The sequence below is a fragment of the Vitreimonas flagellata genome (assembly GCF_004634425.1).
Classification (GTDB): domain Bacteria; phylum Pseudomonadota; class Alphaproteobacteria; order Caulobacterales; family Aquidulcibacteraceae; genus Vitreimonas; species Vitreimonas flagellata.
The window spans coordinates 188280-204813 of sequence record NZ_SBJL01000002.1 but is presented as its reverse complement, the minus strand read 5'-3'; the positions used below and the strand labels follow the sequence as shown (position 1 = coordinate 204813).

The 16534-nt window shown below is 60.1% G+C and carries 11 protein-coding genes and 1 pseudogene; 9 read left to right on the top strand and 3 right to left on the bottom strand.

Going from position 1 to position 16534, the window contains the following annotated elements:
* Nucleotides 1-435: a hypothetical protein gene (locus EPJ54_RS09045; protein ID WP_135211391.1), complete on the top strand. Its 435-nt coding sequence runs from the start codon at nt 1-3 to the stop codon at nt 433-435.
* Nucleotides 436-566: 131 nt separating this feature from the next.
* Here the strand turns inward: EPJ54_RS09045 and EPJ54_RS19820 are convergent, their stop codons facing one another.
* On the bottom strand, nt 567-722 hold the full coding sequence (locus EPJ54_RS19820; RefSeq protein ID WP_167755655.1) for a hypothetical protein: 156 nt from the start codon (nt 720-722) through the stop codon (nt 567-569).
* Nucleotides 722-1011, bottom strand: a pseudogene (locus tag EPJ54_RS09040) (transposase); the annotation flags it as partial. The gene EPJ54_RS19820 and the pseudogene EPJ54_RS09040, both read right to left, overlap by 1 nt.
* A 151-nt stretch (nt 1012-1162) precedes the next feature.
* On the opposite strand from EPJ54_RS09040, the gene EPJ54_RS09035 reads away from it, so the two are divergent.
* The 8 genes from EPJ54_RS09035 (at nt 1163) to EPJ54_RS09000 (ending at nt 14393) form a co-directional block, all read left to right on the top strand.
* Complete coding sequence (locus EPJ54_RS09035; RefSeq protein ID WP_135211390.1) at nt 1163-2164, top strand: endonuclease/exonuclease/phosphatase family protein; 1002 nt, start codon at nt 1163-1165, stop codon at nt 2162-2164.
* Nucleotides 2165-2443: 279 nt separating this feature from the next.
* Entirely contained in the window at nt 2444-3289 is an 846-nt protein-coding gene (locus EPJ54_RS09030) for a CheR family methyltransferase (protein WP_167755654.1), read from the top strand.
* A 3-nt stretch (nt 3290-3292) separates the two neighbouring features.
* A complete protein-coding gene (locus tag EPJ54_RS09025) occupies nt 3293-9130 on the top strand; it encodes a non-ribosomal peptide synthetase (RefSeq protein ID WP_135211388.1) in 5838 nt (1945 codons plus the stop codon).
* 457 nt (nt 9131-9587) lie between these two features.
* Nucleotides 9588-10388, top strand: a complete 801-nt coding sequence (locus EPJ54_RS09020; protein WP_135211387.1) for a carboxylesterase family protein — start codon at nt 9588-9590, stop codon at nt 10386-10388.
* Between the two features lie 81 nt (nt 10389-10469).
* Nucleotides 10470-12074 carry a lipopolysaccharide biosynthesis protein gene (locus EPJ54_RS09015; RefSeq protein WP_135211386.1) on the top strand — a complete coding sequence of 535 codons (1605 nt, stop codon included), beginning with the start codon at nt 10470-10472 and terminating at the stop codon, nt 12072-12074.
* A 318-nt stretch (nt 12075-12392) separates the two neighbouring features.
* A complete protein-coding gene (locus EPJ54_RS09010; RefSeq protein WP_135211385.1) occupies nt 12393-13181 on the top strand; it encodes an alpha/beta hydrolase in 789 nt (262 codons plus the stop codon).
* Nucleotides 13182-13246: 65 nt separating this feature from the next.
* Nucleotides 13247-13978, top strand: coding sequence for a toll/interleukin-1 receptor domain-containing protein (locus EPJ54_RS09005; protein WP_135211384.1), 732 nt, complete (start codon nt 13247-13249; stop codon nt 13976-13978).
* Nucleotide 13979: 1 nt separating this feature from the next.
* Entirely contained in the window at nt 13980-14393 is a 414-nt protein-coding gene (locus tag EPJ54_RS09000; protein WP_135211383.1) for a DUF1801 domain-containing protein, read from the top strand.
* Nucleotides 14394-14448: 55 nt separating this feature from the next.
* Here EPJ54_RS09000 and EPJ54_RS08995 read toward each other — a convergent pair whose 3' ends face one another.
* Nucleotides 14449-16512 carry a M13 family metallopeptidase gene (locus EPJ54_RS08995; RefSeq protein ID WP_239590837.1) on the bottom strand — a complete coding sequence of 688 codons (2064 nt, stop codon included), beginning with the start codon at nt 16510-16512 and terminating at the stop codon, nt 14449-14451.
* Between the last annotated feature and the right edge of the window lie 22 nt (nt 16513-16534).

Below are 16534 nucleotides of genomic sequence, written 5' to 3'. Positions count from 1 at the left end.
TTGCAACTCGTTGTCTTGCGCTCGCCACACCCATTGGAGAAATGCCGGCGTAGGCTGAAAGACAACATCTCTGGATGGCCGATTGGCGGCCATGCGACGCTTTCCGTGCGCTATGGATTCAATTCGTGGCGCAACCATCTCTATATGCACCTCCAGAGTGAGGTTGATGGTACGTCGGTGCGTTGTCGCGCCTATCTGTCTCGCATCATGATCGCGTTTCATGTGCTGTTTGCAGCGAGTATCATCTGGCAATTCGCGAGTGTCGGTTGGGTTGTCATTGTCGCGCAATTGATCCTCTCAAGTGCGTTCTGGTCGGTATGGATTGTTGGGGGACTCTACTTATCGCGCCGGGAGCCTGCCGAGCTGCGCCAGATCATTTGCGACGTCCTTGATGCGAACGCCATCACGCCGCTTCCAACATTGCCGCCGCCTTGATACTGCGAGGCGCCCAGTGAGCGGGCGGCTACACAAGAAGCCGCCCCGCACACCGAACTTGTCGCGACGAACTTCGCTGAGACGGCTGTGCGCATCGCGACGGAGGACGGCGAAAGCATTGTTGCTTGGTATCAATCGCCTGCCGAAGGGCAGTCGATCTTTCTCTTCTTCGATGGGGCGGCCGCAGATTTGGGACGGGCGCTGGCGGCGTATCGCGGAAGGCGGCGCGGGCTTTCTTGCTGTTTATTGTCGCGGCTATCTCGGTTCTCGTCGATGAAGGCGATCATCGAGCTCCGCCAGGGCAAAATACGCCGACGCCTTCTTCAGGATTTCATTGGCCTGGCGCAGCTCGCGGTTTTGCCGCTCCGCGCTTTCATGCGCTCGCACTCGTCGGTCGTGAGGCCCGGGCGTAGACCCTGGTCCCGCTCGGCGAACTCAGTCATGTAGCGTCTGCGGCACGCAACCGATCTTGGCCGCGATCGATTCAATCGCCGCCCATTTCGAACTATGCTCCTTTCGGACGGCGCGCTCACGCACCTCCGGCGAATAGTTCGGTCTTGTCTTGGACTTGCTCATTGCTCCACCTTCTCAAGAAAGGGAGCCTCCGGCAAATCCGGTGCGGTTCACCGGTTTGTTTGCGTTTCGCAATCTCGGAGACAATATGACGCTCGGTAGACCCGCCTTCAAACCAGATAGAGCATGGGCATCAGCCTTAAGGTGGCGAGTGATGATCGGTTCGATTATTGCGGTCGTGCGTACCAACGGTCCAGCGGTTCTAGGGCGAGCTACGCTGTTGCTTGCGCTTGCCGCCTGGGGTGGAGCCATATCGCCTTTTTTAGACGGACTGAATCACTTCGCGCCCATTTGGCTCGCCGTCAGTCTAGCCGGAGTGTTGGCCTGTTGGTTGGCGGGTTCTCGCGGTTGGGCTGTCTACTGCGCGATCGCCACACTCGCTCAAGCGGTGATCATCGCTCCTGAATTCATGCGCACAAATGCGCCTTTGGCGGCGACCCCAACCGCGGAACGAACGGTGCGTATCGTATGGCTTAACACATGGCTGGGCTCGCGGCCTTCTGAAGACGTGCTGCATTATCTAGAAACGAGCGAAGCGGACTTCCTTTTGGTGTCGGAAATGCACGACGAGGGGCAAGCGTCGTTTCGACGCCTGCGCGCCACCTATCCGACAGTAATCCGCTGTGAGGACGGGCGCGCATGCAATACCATCATCTTCGCTAAACGTGAGGCTCTTTCCGTACAAACCCAAACCGGCCTTCGCGCGACTGCTGGCGATTTTGACATTGACGGCGCGCAGCTTCGCCTGATCGCGGCGCACGTCGCGCGCCCTAATCCGCCTGGCAGACAGCAACGCGAATTAGACGCACTCCTTGACGTGATAGGCAGTGACCAAGCCTCCGTCATTCTGGCAGGCGACTTCAATTCAACGCCGTGGTCATTCACGCTTCGCCGCTTTGATGGCGCGAGTGAACTGCAGCGGCATACGCGCGCGTTGCCTACCTGGCCCGCTCAGGAGTGGACGCGGTTGAGGCTGCCTGCGCTCACGCCTTTTCTTCCGATTGATCATGTCTATTCGGGCGCCCACTGGCGGTTAGTGTCGGTGCGGCGCGGGCCAAGAACTTCATCCGATCATTTTCCGCTAGAGGCGACGTTTCAATCGAGGCGCAGTGAGCAAACCTCCGCTGTTGGAAACCGGCGAGAGCGTGCTGAGTAAGCGGGTGGGACGCGAGCGGATCGACTGAGCCCGTTAACGAGCCTATTTGGGCCGCACCACGAAGGGTGGATGCCATGAGTTACGCCGTCGGCCCTAGCGATCTAACGCTGTGCGTGAACGCTGCTCCTAACCGGCGAGACGTTTTCGGCGTTGAGATGCCGCCCACCAATCTTAGGGCGCCGCCGTTGGCGGACGAGCTTGGCGCCTATATTGCTCATGGTCAGGGGTCACGAATGGCGGCAAGAATTTGGTGCAGGAAGCGGAGGCGGAGGGTTAACGATGTCTGAGGCGGTCGATGACAGGATCTCCGCGTTGAAGCAGACCCGCCTGTGGACGGAGATACGCAAGCTCAAACACGACCTGATCATCCGGTTCGCGAAGCGCGAAAATCGAGTGTACACGCAATTCTACCGTTTTCCGCATCAGTTGCGCGCACTGGTCGAGCGGGTCGTACCCGCACTTAGGCCGCATGGGGTGGGCGCCGAGCCCCTGAAAATCCTGGTATTCGCCTGCTGCAGCGGCGAGGAAGCGTTTTCGCTATCCTATGTGCTGCGCAGGCACTTTCCGGAGTTGCGCTACAGCATACGCGGCTACGACATTGTAGGCGATGTGATCGAAAAGGCTAAGGCCGGGCTCTTTACGCTCGAGGAGGCCAGCTGGGGTCCATTCGTAACCGACGAGCTCTTAGGCGAGATGTTCGAACCCGCGGGCGAGGGGCTCCTGCGCATAAAGGCGGAGATCAGGGAGCCAATCACCTTTGCCGAGGGCAACCTGCTCGACCGGCAGTTCATGGAGTCATTGGGCCAGGCTGATATGGTGTTCGCTCAGAATGTCCTGTTCCACCTGCCGCGCTCTCAGGCGCGTGAGGCCTTCAGGAACATTCATCATGTGCTGACTGCTGGAGGCGCGCTGTTCATCAACGGGGTGGATACCGACATGCGGGCGCAGATGACCAAGCAGCTTGGCTTGGAGCCGTTGGAATACCTGGTCGAAGAGATTCACAACGATGCGCGCGTCGATCGCGGGAACGCCTGGGCCGGCTCGTATGTGGGACGCAAGCCCTTCACGCGTAGCGGGCGCGACTGGCTGCGCCGACAGGCAACCATCTTTTACAAAGCAAGGTAGCTCATGAGTTTGAGGCCTCTTGATCTCGCCGAACCGGCCGCGTCGATGAACATTGAGCAATCGATCGCCAAGTGTTTCGAGCAGCAGGTCGATCGCGCACCGCATAACTTGGCGGTCAGCGATGAGAAGCTTTCTCTGACGTATGAGGAGCTGAATCGCCTCGCCAATCGACTGGCCCATGTGTTGCTATCGGGGTCCGCCGAGCGGGTGGTTGTGTGCATCGAGAACGGTTCATCGTGCGTCGCCGCCATCTTGGGCGTGCTTAAGGCGGGGCACGCCTACGTTCCTGTTGATCCTGCTTTTCCGGAAAGCCGCAACGCTTACATCGTCGAAAACTCCCAAGCCACTGTCGTGGTCACCAATTCGCGCAATCTGGAGATGGCGGAGAATCTTTCTGCGGGCAAAGCGCGCGTGGTCAATATCGACACGTTGCCGGCGGGGCCGGATAGCAATCCCGATATTGATATTTCTCCGGACGCGCTCGCCTACATCATCTACACTTCCGGTTCGACCGGCAAACCCAAGGGGGTAATGCAGAGTCAGCGCAACACGTTGCATGGTGCGATGCGACGGAGCCGATTGCAGCATGTCACCTCCGCAGACCGGATGACGCTGTTCTATTCCTGCAGCGTCATGGGATCGGTTTACTGCATTTTCGGCGCGCTGCTGAATGGGGCGGGGCTGTTCCCTTACGACTTCCGCGAACGCGGCGTGGATGCACTCGGCGAATGGCTCGCGGGAAATCGCATCACGATCTACCACTCGGTCGCATCCGTCTTCCGTCAGTTCGCCGCCACCTATCCACGCGGATCGGCTTCGTTTTCCGTGAGACTGGTTATTTTTGGTGGAGAGCGTGTGCTGACCTCCGATGTGGAGTTAGCCCGTGACGTCTTTGGGCGCCAAGTCGAGTTTTATACTGGCCTTGGCTCAACCGAGACGGGCACCATTCGTTATTTTTACATCGGTCCAGAGACCGTGTGGGACGGCGCTACGGTTCCGATCGGCTACCCCGTTGAGGGGATGGAGATTGTGCTGCGGGGCGATGACGGCAAGCCAGTTGGCGTTGGCGAGATCGGTGAAATCACCGTGCGCAGTCCGTACCTGGCGCTGGGGTACTGGAACAATCCCGAGGCAACGGACAAGGCGTTTGAGGCCGCGACTGGCGACGCCGACGCATCCACTTATCGGACCGGCGACATGGGCGAACTGCGCGCCGACGGGCTGCTGCAGCATCGTGGGCGCAAGGATTTCCAGGTCAAGATCCGCGGTTTCCGCGTGGAGGTGGGAGAGGTTGAGACCGCGCTGCACGATCATCCTGGCGTAAGCGAGGCCTCAGTAATTGCCCGCGATGTTGACGGTGAAGAACACTTGGTCGCCTATCTGGTGACAGGGGAGGGCGCCAGAGACATCAGCGTTCGCACTTTGCGCCAGCACCTGCAACGGCGCGTGCCATACTACATGGTGCCGACGATCTACGTCAGGCTGGACGCCATGCCGCGGACGCCGAACAATAAGGTCGACCGGTTGGCGTTGCCTGCGCCTGTGATGGGCAATTCGCTCCCGGATGACGTGCCAGTGACCCCGGTCGATGATCTTGAGCGCGACTTGCTGGAAATCGCCGGCGAATTGTTGCGCGCCGCTAATATCGGCACCAACCATAACTTCTTCGACTTGGGTGGTCATTCATTGTCGGCCACCAGGCTTATTGCCCGTGTGCAACACCGCTTCGGTGTTCGGCTCGACATGCGCCAGGTAATTGAAGCGCCCGATTTCAAAGCGATTGCCGAGTTTATACGCCGCGCCGATTCCAGTTTGGCCAGTGCTATGCCCGGGCTGGCGCACGCGCCGCGTACAGGAAGCTTGCCCGTGAGCTTGGCGCAGCGCCGCATGTGGCTTGTCGATGTGCTGAGTAACAGCAATTCAGCCTACAACATCAGCAACACTGTGCGTCTTGATGGGCCGCTTGACGTGGCCGCGCTGGAGCGCGCGATTAACGAGATTGTCGCGCGGCATGAAGTGCTGCGCACATGTTTCCCGCAGGGCGAACGCGAGCCTCGGCAGGAGGTGCTCCCGGCGACGCCAATGCCGCTGGAAATAACCGATCTCAGCGACCTGCCGGCAGAAGCGCAGGAAGCATGCTGGCAGGCGCGAGCCAAACAATTGTTGCAACGCCAACATGATCTGGAGCGCGGGCCGCTGTTCCAGAGCGCCTTGCTGCGCTTGGGGCCTGAAAGCGCGATCCTTGTGTTGGTGTTCAACCACATTGTTTACGACAATGTCTGGTCCTCCGGCATTTTCTTCCGTGAACTTGGCGCGTTGTATTCCGCTTTCACGACCGGCCAGACGCAAATGCCTTTGGCGCCACTTGAGTACCAGTTTGCGGACTATGCCGTTTGGGAGCGCGAGCGAGCGAGCAAGGGCGATCTGAAACCCCAGCTTGCCTATTGGAAGCAGCAGCTGGCGGACTTACCAGAGCCGCTGCAGGTGCCGGGCGACCATTTGCGCCCCGACACGCCGTCGCTGAAAGGGGGGCAGGTCGCTTTCCAGGTACCCGCTGACCTGGCGAATGCCGTGGCGGATTTCGCGAGGGCGGAATCGGCGACAACCTTCATGGCGCTTATCGCTTGCTGGCAGATGTTGTTGCATCGATATTCGCAAAAGGACGACATCCTCGTCGGCACGCCCACCGGGCGACGGTATCTCGCTGAGACGGAGGACATGATTGGCCTCTTTATCAACAATCTCGTCTTGCGGGCACGTTTCGCCCCTGGCCTAACCTTCCGAGGTTTGCTGGCGCAGATGCGGACGGCGACGATAGACGCGTTCAGCAATGACGAGCTTCCATTTGAGGATCTTGTTGAGGCGCTCGAAGTCCCGCGCTCACGGGCAGGTTCGCCGCTCTTCCAACACCTCTTCATTCATCGCAACAATACCCACGGCCGCTGGGAAATCCCGGGACTGAAGCTCTCTCAGATTCCGCTGCATACGGGGGGCTCCAAGTACGACCTCACGCTGTCCATGCTTGAAGAAGACGCGCGCATGTCGGGAACGCTCGAGTACAGTAGCGACCTGTTTGAGCATGACACCGCCGAACGCATGACCGGCCACTATGTGGCGCTCATGAGCAGGGCGATCGAGAACCCCGACACGCCGCTGGCGATGCTCGACATGCTCGACGCGGTTGAGCGGGAAGCTTTGCTGCACAAGTGGAATCCGCCTGCCACGCCGTTCCCAGACCTACATCCGCACCAACTCGTGGAGCAGCAGGCTGCAGCCTCGCCGGATGCCCCCGCTGTGATCGGCGAGACCTATGCTTTGACCTACGCTAAGCTGAACGCGCGCGCCAATCGGCTGGCGGCGCGGCTGCGCAAAATGGGCGTTGGGCCAGGCGAACTCGTGGCCATTTGCATGGAGCGTTCCCCCGACCTTGTGGTCGCGTTGCTCGCGGTCATGAAGACAGGGGGGGCATACGTCCCGCTGGATCCCGCCTTCCCGGTCGATCGTCTCCATTACATGGTGGAAAATTCGCGTACGAAAGTCTGCATTTCCCAAGCCAGCGTGGTGGACCGCCTTGAAGCTGGCAAGGCGGAGATCGTCCTGCTCGAAGCAAACGATCCGAGCCTGGAAGATGGGGATGCCTCGGATCAGCCGCCGGCCGGCGGCCTCGATGATCTTGCCTATGTGATTTACACTTCCGGCTCTACCGGCCGGCCCAAAGGGGTGCAGGTTGTCCGCCGTGGTCTCGTGAATTTCCTGGAATCTATGCGGCGCGAACCCGGCATCGGACGCGGCGACGTGTTGCACAGCCTGACGACGATTTGCTTCGACATCGCTGCGCTCGAGCTTTTCTTGCCGCTCGTTTGCGGCGCGCAGGTTGTGGTCAAGTCCCAGAAGCTTGCCCTCGATCCCGAGCTGTTACTCGCCAGCATCCAGCAGACGGGAACCACGATCATGCAGGCCACACCCGTGACCTGGCGCATGTTGCTGGATCAGGGCTGGCGCGGCGACCCGCGGATAAAAGTGCTGTGCGGCGGCGAGGCGATGTCGCAGGAATTGGCGGACCAGCTTATTGCGACCGGGTGCGAGGTCTGGAACCTGTATGGACCTACTGAAACCACCATCTGGTCGTCGGTTCGCCGGGTACAGGCGAAGGAGGACGCCATAAATCTTGGCTATCCGATTGCGAATACATCGTTCTTGATTTGCAGCCCGGATTTGGCGCTGCAGCCCGTTGGTGTTCCGGGTGAGTTGCTGATTGGCGGCGACGGACTCGCCCGCGGCTATTTCGCCCTCGACGAGATGACCCGCGAGAAGTTCATCGACCATCCCTTCACGCCGGGAGAACGCCTGTACCGGACCGGCGACCTCGTCGTGCGGCGCGCAAGTGGCGATATCCGCTTCCTCGGGCGTATCGACAACCAGGTCAAACTACGAGGATTCCGCATAGAGCTGGGTGAGATCGAAACCCATCTTGAAGCTCATCCGACCGTCAAGCAATGCGTAGTGGCGGCGCGGGATGACAAGGGGAGCGAGAAACGTCTTGTAGCCTATCTGCTCGCCACTACGGGCGAGACGATTGATGCCGATGCGCTTCGTGCGTTCGCTCGTGAACGCATGCCTGAGTACATGATCCCATCGTCGTACGTGCAGCTTGAAACATTTCCGCTCACACCGAACGGCAAGGTGGACCGCAAGGCATTGCCCGATCCGGCCGATTTTCATGACTCGGAATCGGTAGGCGGCGATTATGTCGAGCCGGGAAACGAGACTGAATTTATCTTGGCGCAGATGTGGATGGAGATCCTCGGAATCGACAAGGTCAGCGTCATGGATTCCTTCCAGGATCTCGGTGGCACCTCACTGTCCGCAGCGAATCTTATGGTGCGGATAAGGACGGAGTTTGCCTATTCATTTTCGCCGGACGTTTTGTTGCAGGCGCCGACAATCCGGCGACTTGCTGAAGCCATCAACGAGCACTTCACCCCCGTAAACACCGTGTTCGTACCTCTGAGAGAAGCCGCGCCGGGCTCACCGGTCATGCTTCTGGTTCCCGGCGTTGGCGGGCACGTATTCTCGTTTCTGAATTTTGCCCGGGCGCTGCCTTTCGAAGCGACTGTCTATGCCCTCAAGCCGTTCGGCGTGGGCAACATCGACGAATTGCCAACGACGGTAGAGGCCATAGCGGCGAAATATATTGCTGAACTTGAGAAAATTTGTCCGGAAGGTCCATTCATCGTTAGCGGCTATTCTATCGGCGCGCGCCTGGCGTTCGAGATTGCGCGCCAGATGGAGAGCCTGAACAAGCCCTTGCTCGGATTTATATCGTTCGACATGCCTGCTCCGGGTTTTCCGTCGAAGCGGGGTCTTGCATCGAAAATCGTCGACTGGGTTCGGGACCTTCCTTCAATGCGCTGGAGCGAGATTGTGACTCGTGTCGCGAGGCTAACGCGTCCCGCCCATGAGCGTTACAAGGAGTGGGGCATCATTCCAGACTATGGCATGGAGAAGGTTATCCCGCGCCTGTTGCATGCAAATCGAATCTACCGACCCAATTACCGATTACGCGCTTCGCTTATTTTCATCAGGCGCCCATTGCCCGATCGAGCAACCTATGGTGACGGCCCGGAGGTCGTTCAACGAGGGTGGAACGAGTTTTCGGAGGGCGCGGTTGATGTCCGAATGATTGTGGCCCGTCACGCCGATCTGTTTCTGGGCGAAACGACAAAGGCGCTGGCGAAGATCGTTGGCGAGGCGTTGGGAAATGCGGTGGTGCGGACACAAGACGTGCAGGTGACTGCCCCTCCAGCGCGAAATTTGACGCTGATGGACGTCAACCGATAATTGCCGGTGCTCTGTTTTGATCGATCACGTCGTGAGCAATTTGTTGAGCAAAACCCTACCGCTTATCGCCAGGAATGGCGCCCTAGCTGAGCCGATTGAGGTGACTCCATAGAGTTCATCTCGAAATGGGCCGCACTCCGAATTGCCACCGGCCAGGTCGCAAAATTCGATCGTTTCAAGCCCTGCGCTTGCGCTTGCTCGATCGGGCCAGCGTGCGGCGCACGAACCCCGACGAGTGCGGCGCGGTCTGGCAATGGATCCAACTTGGCAAGCCACAGCAGAGCCCCGTCAGCGAGAGCTTCAATGTGATGAGCTTCTCAACGCTGCCGCACGCGTGCATCGCTCCCGCGGATTGACGACCGCCCACACGGAAAGCTCGGCGGACTGACGCGGATCAGCTGTGCCGCGCGATGGACAGACGACGAAGAGCTTGAACAACGCCCCTTGGGAGTGTTTGATGATTTCTTGTGGTGGCGGGATGAGAACGGGGGCACACGTCACGATCAAGAGAGAGAAGCCTCACTGGCAGCGTTCGCTCGCTTCGCGCATGGGCGCGGGCGTGTACACCGATCCCGTCTCTGGCAACATAATGCCTTGGCGGTTGTACGTCCCGCCCGCCGCCGGTGGCGGTTTAGAGCGATTGCCGATAGTGTTGGCGCTGCATGGCGGTGCTGGTCGTGGCGATGACAATCTCAGCCAGCTGGATGAGAGCGTGGACCATTTGCTCTCTGACGCCTGCCAGGGGCTTGAGCCGGTCTTGGTCCTGGCCCCACAGGCGGGCATACGCACTCATTGGGTGAACTATCCCAGCTTCGACCCGCCTTTCACCAATTTCGATCAGCGCGTGATCGCTGAGAGCAAGAATCTTCAGACCGCAATCCGCTTACTGCGAGACGTCTCCCACAAACATGACGCTGATCCGTCGCGTATCTATCTTACTGGGATGTCGATGGGCGGAGAGGGGAGCTGGGACGCCCTTACATATTACCCGGATCTGTTCGCTGCGGCGTTGATTTTGAACGGCGCGGGGGACCCACGCGCAATGGGCCGAGTCACGAAACTGCCAATTCGCTTTTATCATGGTCGTGCAGATAAAATCACGCCCGTAGCCAACAGCCGCGAACTGGCGGCGCGCTTACATGAACTTGGCGCGCTTGCGCGCTACACGGAATTGCGCTGGGCGGGACACGACATCAGGGATCGGGTCTATACGCGCGCGAACTTTGCGTGGCTGCTTCAGCAAAGGAGAACGGACTGACCGGTTCATCCATTCGCATTGCTCGTGCGTTGCGCCCTGCTCGTAAGGGCGCACTTATGTGTCGCATCCGCGGCGCCGCAATTGAGTTTTAAGAACGCGCGTTTCTATCTTCGCGACAATCATCCGGGCTACAATATGACCCCCCCTACCGACCGACTACCGCAAGCGGAGATAAACAGGCGCGCGCTCGACAGCGAGCACGTACTGGAGAACCTTGGCGCCAGGACGGTAAATGGCAGCGCGCTCGCATTGGGTGCGCAGCTCACGCGCATGGTGCTGCAGTTTTTGAGCACCTTTATTTTGGCGCGTCTGCTTGCTCCGGCTGATTTTGGGCTGCTGGCAATGGCCGGCACTGTCACGGCGTTTGTCGGGGCGTTCACGGATCTTGGTCTTCAGACCGCCACTGTTCAGCGCAAAGATATCGATCAAAACTTGGTAAGCGGCTTCCTTATTGTGGGCGTCGGCGTCGCGGCCGGTATGGCGCTGCTGCTGTTCGCCTTTGCGCCATTTTCTGTGTTGGTATTTGACGACGATCGCATTCCGCTGCTCCTCATGATCGTGGCGGCCAGCCTGCCGGTAGGCGCCCTCGGCGCGCAGCACTCGGCGTTACTTACACGACAGATGAGATGGCTCACGCTGCACTCGATCGGCCTTTTTTCCCAGCTTCTCGGGCTGATCGCCGCCGTCGCCCTCGCCGCGTGGACGGATATCGGGTATTGGGCTCTGGTCGTTCAGATATGGGTGAATGCCGGGGTCAGCAGTATGCTTGCCTGGTTGATGTGCCCATGGCGGCCAAGCCGGATCACGGATTGGGGAAGCGTCCGCGGTGCGCTCGGTTTCGGATTGAATTTGACCGGATTTGCTTTCGCGAACTACTTCCACCGTCAGCTCGACAATGTTTTGGTCGGATGGAAGGGGGGCGCAACCGAACTCGGCTACTATTCCCGGGCCTATAGTTTACTTCTTTTGCCGCTCAACCTAGTCAATGGTCCGCTGAGTTCTGCGCTGTTGCCAGCGCTAAGTCGCGTACAGAACGATCCTGTGCGCTGGCGTGAGGCCTACCTGACAGGCCTTAGCGCAGTTACGATTGTCTCAGCCGGCATTTCCGCCGTACTTTTTGGCGGATCGAAAGTCATCATTCCCTTGATCTTCGGGCCGGGCTGGGACGATGCGCGGCTGATTTTTTCTGCGCTCGCGCCCTGCATGCTGGCGACCACTCCGATGAACACCACGGCATGGATTTATATGTCGCTCGGGCGAACAGATCTCTTGTTGCGTTGGGCCCTGATAGCCTCGCCCACATACGCGGTAGCTTTCGTGATCGGACTCCCAGCTGGTGGATTTGGTGTTGCATTAGGCTACACGATCGCGGCGACCTTGCTGATGCTACCCTGTTTCTGGATGGCGACGCGTAGGACAACCATTTCGATGCGAGATGTCGTCGCTGTTTTGGCGCCGCCGACTGTTGTGGCGATCTTGCTTGGCCCCGCACTTGAGCAAGTTTGTGCGCGCGTGGGATTTGTTCCAGGCCTCGTAGCGATATTCGTCGCGGGCGTTTTGTACGCGGCGGCATCCGTAATAATGATTGTCTGGCTGCCACAATATGGTGGCTTAAAAGCCATGAGCAGCAAGACCCTCTCTCGTGTGCAGCACAAACTGGTCGCCTTGAGAGGCGGTGCGCGATGAGGCAGCATCGAACCGTGGTGTGATCCCCTCGTTATCTTCAACCCGCGCCATTTCCCAGGCGCGGCGGAAAAGATCGGCATGATCAGCATGACATCGTCGCATCATTTGATGCACCCGTCTCCAATTTCTTCGAGATGGGTAGGTCTTTCCGCGCGGTGGGGGACTCTATCTATCGCGCCGAGAGCCCGCCGAGCTGCGTCAGATTGTATGCCGCGTTCTGGATGCTGCGTCTGTCACACCGCTCCTGCGCCGTCTGAGTTCGTCGATCGTCGCCTGTGAATGGCGCCATGAAGTGGGCATTGCGATAGGGAGTTAGAGGTGCGCGGTTGGTTGCTGATTGTGATCGGAGCCACGCTGATCGTCGGCGCACTCTTGGCGCTGCTAGTCACCTACCCCAATTCCCTCGTCTATCATCCACACACAGAAGAGGTTGCGCCGAATTTTGCTGAAACGCAGGCGGTGCGGCTGGAGACTGAGGATGGTGAGCGCATCGCCGCTTGGTATCGCGCGCCCGCGGAAGGGCAGCCGATCTTTCTCTTCTTCGACGGCAATGGCGGGCGGCCGCAGATTTGGGAGGGGCGCTGGCGGCGCATCGCTGAAAGCGGCGCGGGTTTTCTCGCTGTCTATTATCGTGGCTATTCAGGCTCGACCGGGAGCCCCAGCGAACGCGGCCTGCGTCTCGATGCCCGCGCCGGCTATGATTGGCTGATCGCGCACGGCTACGCAGCCGATAACATCGTTATTCATGGCTTTTCGCTGGGCTCCGGCGTCGCCGTCCAACTCGCGGCTGAGCGACCGGCGCGGGCGCTCATCTTGGAAGCGCCGTTCACCGGCATCGACGATGTGGCGGCCTCGCATTTCTCTTTGGCGCGCTATCTGATCCGCGATAGCTGGCGATCGCGCGACTATATCGGTCGCGTCGACATGCCGGTGCTGATCGTGCATGGCGACGCTGATAGCGTGGTCCCGTTCACGCAGGGCGAGCACCTGTTTGCGTTGGCGAACGAGCCCAAGCAATTCGTGCGCATGCCGAACTCGGACCACGCCACTTTGGTGCGCGATGGCATTTACGACCACATCTGGCCGTTTCTCGCAGCCCATCCCTGACACGCATTTCACGTTCGCCGCGCGCGCTGCTCCGCTAAGTTCCGCGCGCTACGGGGAGTGCGCGCATGGCCGACGTTTTCATCTCTTACAAGAAGTCCGATGCGGATCGCGTGCGGCCGTTGGTGACGCATTTGCGTGATGCCGGGCTCGATGTTTGGTGGGATGAGGGCATTCAACCGTCGACGTCGTGGCGCGCGGAGATCGCCAAGCAGCTCGCGGCGGCAAAGTGCGTGGTCGCGGTGTGGACGAACGATAGCGTCGATCACGAGCAGGGCGCGTGGGTGATGGAAGAGGCGACGCACGGGCTTGCGCGCAAAGTGCTGGCGCCCGTGCGGCTCGATCTCGTGGCGCCGCCGCTTGGTTTTGGCGAAGTGCAATATGCCGATTTGGCGGCCTGGGGCGGCGGCGCGGACGATCCGCGCTTGCAGCACTTTCTCTCGGTAGTGCAGGCAATTGTGCGCGCGGAGCCGATGCCGGTGGCGCCGCGACCGATGCATTTCGAAGCGCCGGGCATCAAGCTGCAAGGCGTGACGATGCAGAACGTCAACATTCAGGTCGGCGAACGCGGGCGTAATGACGACGACGATGGCGAGGAAGAAGAGGCGCCTATGGCGACGCACACATCGAAACGTGACCGCACGAGCTTTTCCCCCTCGATGTTTCTCACGCGGGTGATCGGCGTGATCTTTCCTTTGGTCGGGATCATCATTTTCATCTTTGCGATGGGCGGTATGGCGTGCGACCAAGGCAACGCGCCCGGCGCGTTCTGCCGCGCGCTCGATGCGCTGAGGCAATGAGATGGCCGAACCCAAAACGCAGAAGACCAAAGCCTCCGTCGCGCAATTCATTGCCGCTGTCGAAGACGAGACGCGCCGCAAGGATGCGAAGACGGTCGACAAATTGATGCGCGAAATCAGCGGCGAAAAGCCGGCGATGTGGGGACCGTCGATCATCGGCTATGGCCAATGGGTGAACAACAATACTTTGGGCTCTGCGCCTTGGCCGAAGATCGGCTTCTCGCCGCGCAAGGCGAATATGGTGCTCTATGTTTTGTCGGAGTCCAAAGAATGCGCCGCGTTGCTGAAAAAGCTCGGCAAGCACAAGACCGGCAAAAGCTGTCTCTACATCAACAAGCTCGCCGATGTTGACGCGGGCGTGCTGCGTGACCTGGTGGCGCAGTCGTGGAAAGAGATGACCAAGAAGTACGGGTAAAGAAAAAGGGAGCGCCGCGAAGCGCTCCCTTCAATCGTTTCACGCTATCGCGCGCTTACCAGATCGTGACGCGATCTTCCGGCGCGAGATAGAGCGCATCGCCCGGCTGCACGTTGAACGCAGCGTACCACGCATCCATGTTCCGCACCGGACCGTTGGCGCGATACATGCCGGGCGAGTGCGGCCCGTTGATGACTTGGTTGCGCATGGCTTCGTCGCGCATCAGCGTGCGCCAGACTTGCGCCCAGCCGAGGAAGAAGCGCTGATCGCCCGTGACGCCGTCGAGCACCGGCGCTTCGGCGCCGCCGCGTGACAGCGTGTAGGCATGGTAAGCCACTTGCAGGCCGCCATTGTCGCCGATGTTTTCGCCGAGGGTCAGGCGGCCATTGAGGTTCAGGCCCGGGAGCGGTGTGAATTGCTCATATTGCGCGGCCAAACGGCTGGTGACCTCCTCGAAGCGGCGCACGTCTTCGGCGTTCCACCAATCGCGCAGCACGCCTTGCGCATCAGACTTCGCGCCTTGGTCGTCGAAGCCGTGGCCCATTTCGTGACCAATCACGCCGCCAATGGCGCCGTAATTCACGGCCGGATCTGCGTTGGGATCGAAGAACGGCGCTTGCAGGATCGCGGCAGGGAAGACGATCTCGTTGAACACCGGGTTGTAATAGGCGTTCACCGTTTGCGGCGTCATGAACCACTCGTCCTTGTCGGTCGGGCGGCCCAGGCGTTCGAGGTCGTGGTTCCAGTCGAAGATCGATTGGCGCTTGGCGTTGCCGAACGCATCGTTGGCGCGCACGTCGAGCGCGGAATAATCGCGCCAGCGATCCGGATATCCAATCTTGGGGCGGAACGTCGCGAGCTTTTCGCGCGCGGCGACTTTTGTTTCCGCTGACATCCACTGCAATTGGTCGATGCGCTGGCCGTATGCGGTGCGCATGTTCTCGACCAATTCGGTCATCTGTTGCTTGGCTTCCGGCGGGAAGTGGCGCTGCACATAGACCGCGCCAATGGCTTCACCGAGCGCGCCGTTGACGGCCTGCACGGCGCGCTTCCAGCGTTCGCGTTGCGCCGGTTGGCCGTTGAGCGTGCGGCCGAAGAAATCGAAGACTTCATCGTCGATGTTCTGCGGCAGAACCGGCGCGTTGTTTCGAATGAGATGGTAGGTGAGATACGAACGCCAAGTTGAGACCGGCGTTTGCATGAAGAGATTGGCGAGTGGGCCCATGGCCGAGAGCTCGCTGATCACGACTTCCTGCACGCCGCCGAGGCCGGCCGCGTCAAACGAGGCGTCCCACGGGAAGCTCGGCGCGATGGCGCGAATTTCAGCGCGAGTCTTCAGGTTGTAGGTGCGATCGCGGTTGCGGCGATCGGCGACGGGCCAATGATGCTCAGCGATGCGCGTTTCGAGCGCGAGAATGGCGCGCGCCTTGGCCGCGCCGCCGGTTTGACCAGCCAGCGTGAGCAGGCGTTCGATATGCGCGACGTAGGCAGTCCGGATGTTCGGAAACTCGCCGTCGGTGCGGCGATAATATTCGCGCTCTGGCAGGCCAAGGCCCGCGTGCGTCATGTTGCAGATGTAGCGGTCTGGGTTGCGCTCATCGAGGCCGACATAGACCGCGATCGGTGAATTGACCGCGATGCCCGGCGTCGAAATGAGGCGGATGGTTTGCTCGTGCGTGCGCAGCGCCGCGATCGCATCGATTTCCGACTGCAACGGCGCGAGGCCCGCGGCGTTGATCGCCTCTTGGTTCAAGAAGGAATTATAGAAATCCGCGATCTTCTGCTGGTTCGAGCCAGGTTGGCCGCCAGCCAAAGCGATCTCTTCGATGATCGTGCGTGCGTCGCGATCCGCCTTCTCGCGCAGGATATCGAATGTGCCCCAGCGTGTACGGTCCGACGGAATTTCCGTGCGCGCGACCCAGCCGCCATTGGCGTAGTGGAAAAAGTCGTTGCCTGGGCTCACGCTGAGATCGCGCGAGCTGAGATCAAAGCCCCAGGCGCCGATCGCGGCCGGCGCGCGCGCCGGCGTCGCGGTAGTCGCTTCCGTCGCGCCCGTGGCGCAGCCGGCAAGCAGAGCCAGCGACGACGCGCCCATCGCGCGACGAGTGAACATAATCATGTGTAGTACCCCTCCGAGGAAA

Excerpts from the sequence above, each read along its gene's own strand:
- EPJ54_RS19820 (WP_167755655.1), bottom strand. The coding sequence starts at position 722 with ATGATCGCCTTCATCGACGAGAACCGAGATAGCCGCGACAATAAACAG.
- EPJ54_RS09035 (WP_135211390.1), top strand. The coding sequence starts at position 1,163 with ATGATCGGTTCGATTATTGCGGTCGTGCGTACCAACGGTCCAGCGGTT.
- EPJ54_RS09030 (WP_167755654.1), top strand. The coding sequence starts at position 2,444 with ATGTCTGAGGCGGTCGATGACAGGATCTCCGCGTTGAAGCAGACCCGC.
- EPJ54_RS09025 (WP_135211388.1), top strand. The coding sequence starts at position 3,293 with ATGAGTTTGAGGCCTCTTGATCTCGCCGAACCGGCCGCGTCGATGAAC.
- EPJ54_RS09020 (WP_135211387.1), top strand. The coding sequence starts at position 9,588 with ATGATTTCTTGTGGTGGCGGGATGAGAACGGGGGCACACGTCACGATC.
- EPJ54_RS09005 (WP_135211384.1), top strand. The coding sequence starts at position 13,247 with ATGGCCGACGTTTTCATCTCTTACAAGAAGTCCGATGCGGATCGCGTG.
- EPJ54_RS09000 (WP_135211383.1), top strand. The coding sequence starts at position 13,980 with ATGGCCGAACCCAAAACGCAGAAGACCAAAGCCTCCGTCGCGCAATTC.
- EPJ54_RS08995 (WP_239590837.1), bottom strand. The coding sequence starts at position 16,512 with ATGATTATGTTCACTCGTCGCGCGATGGGCGCGTCGTCGCTGGCTCTG.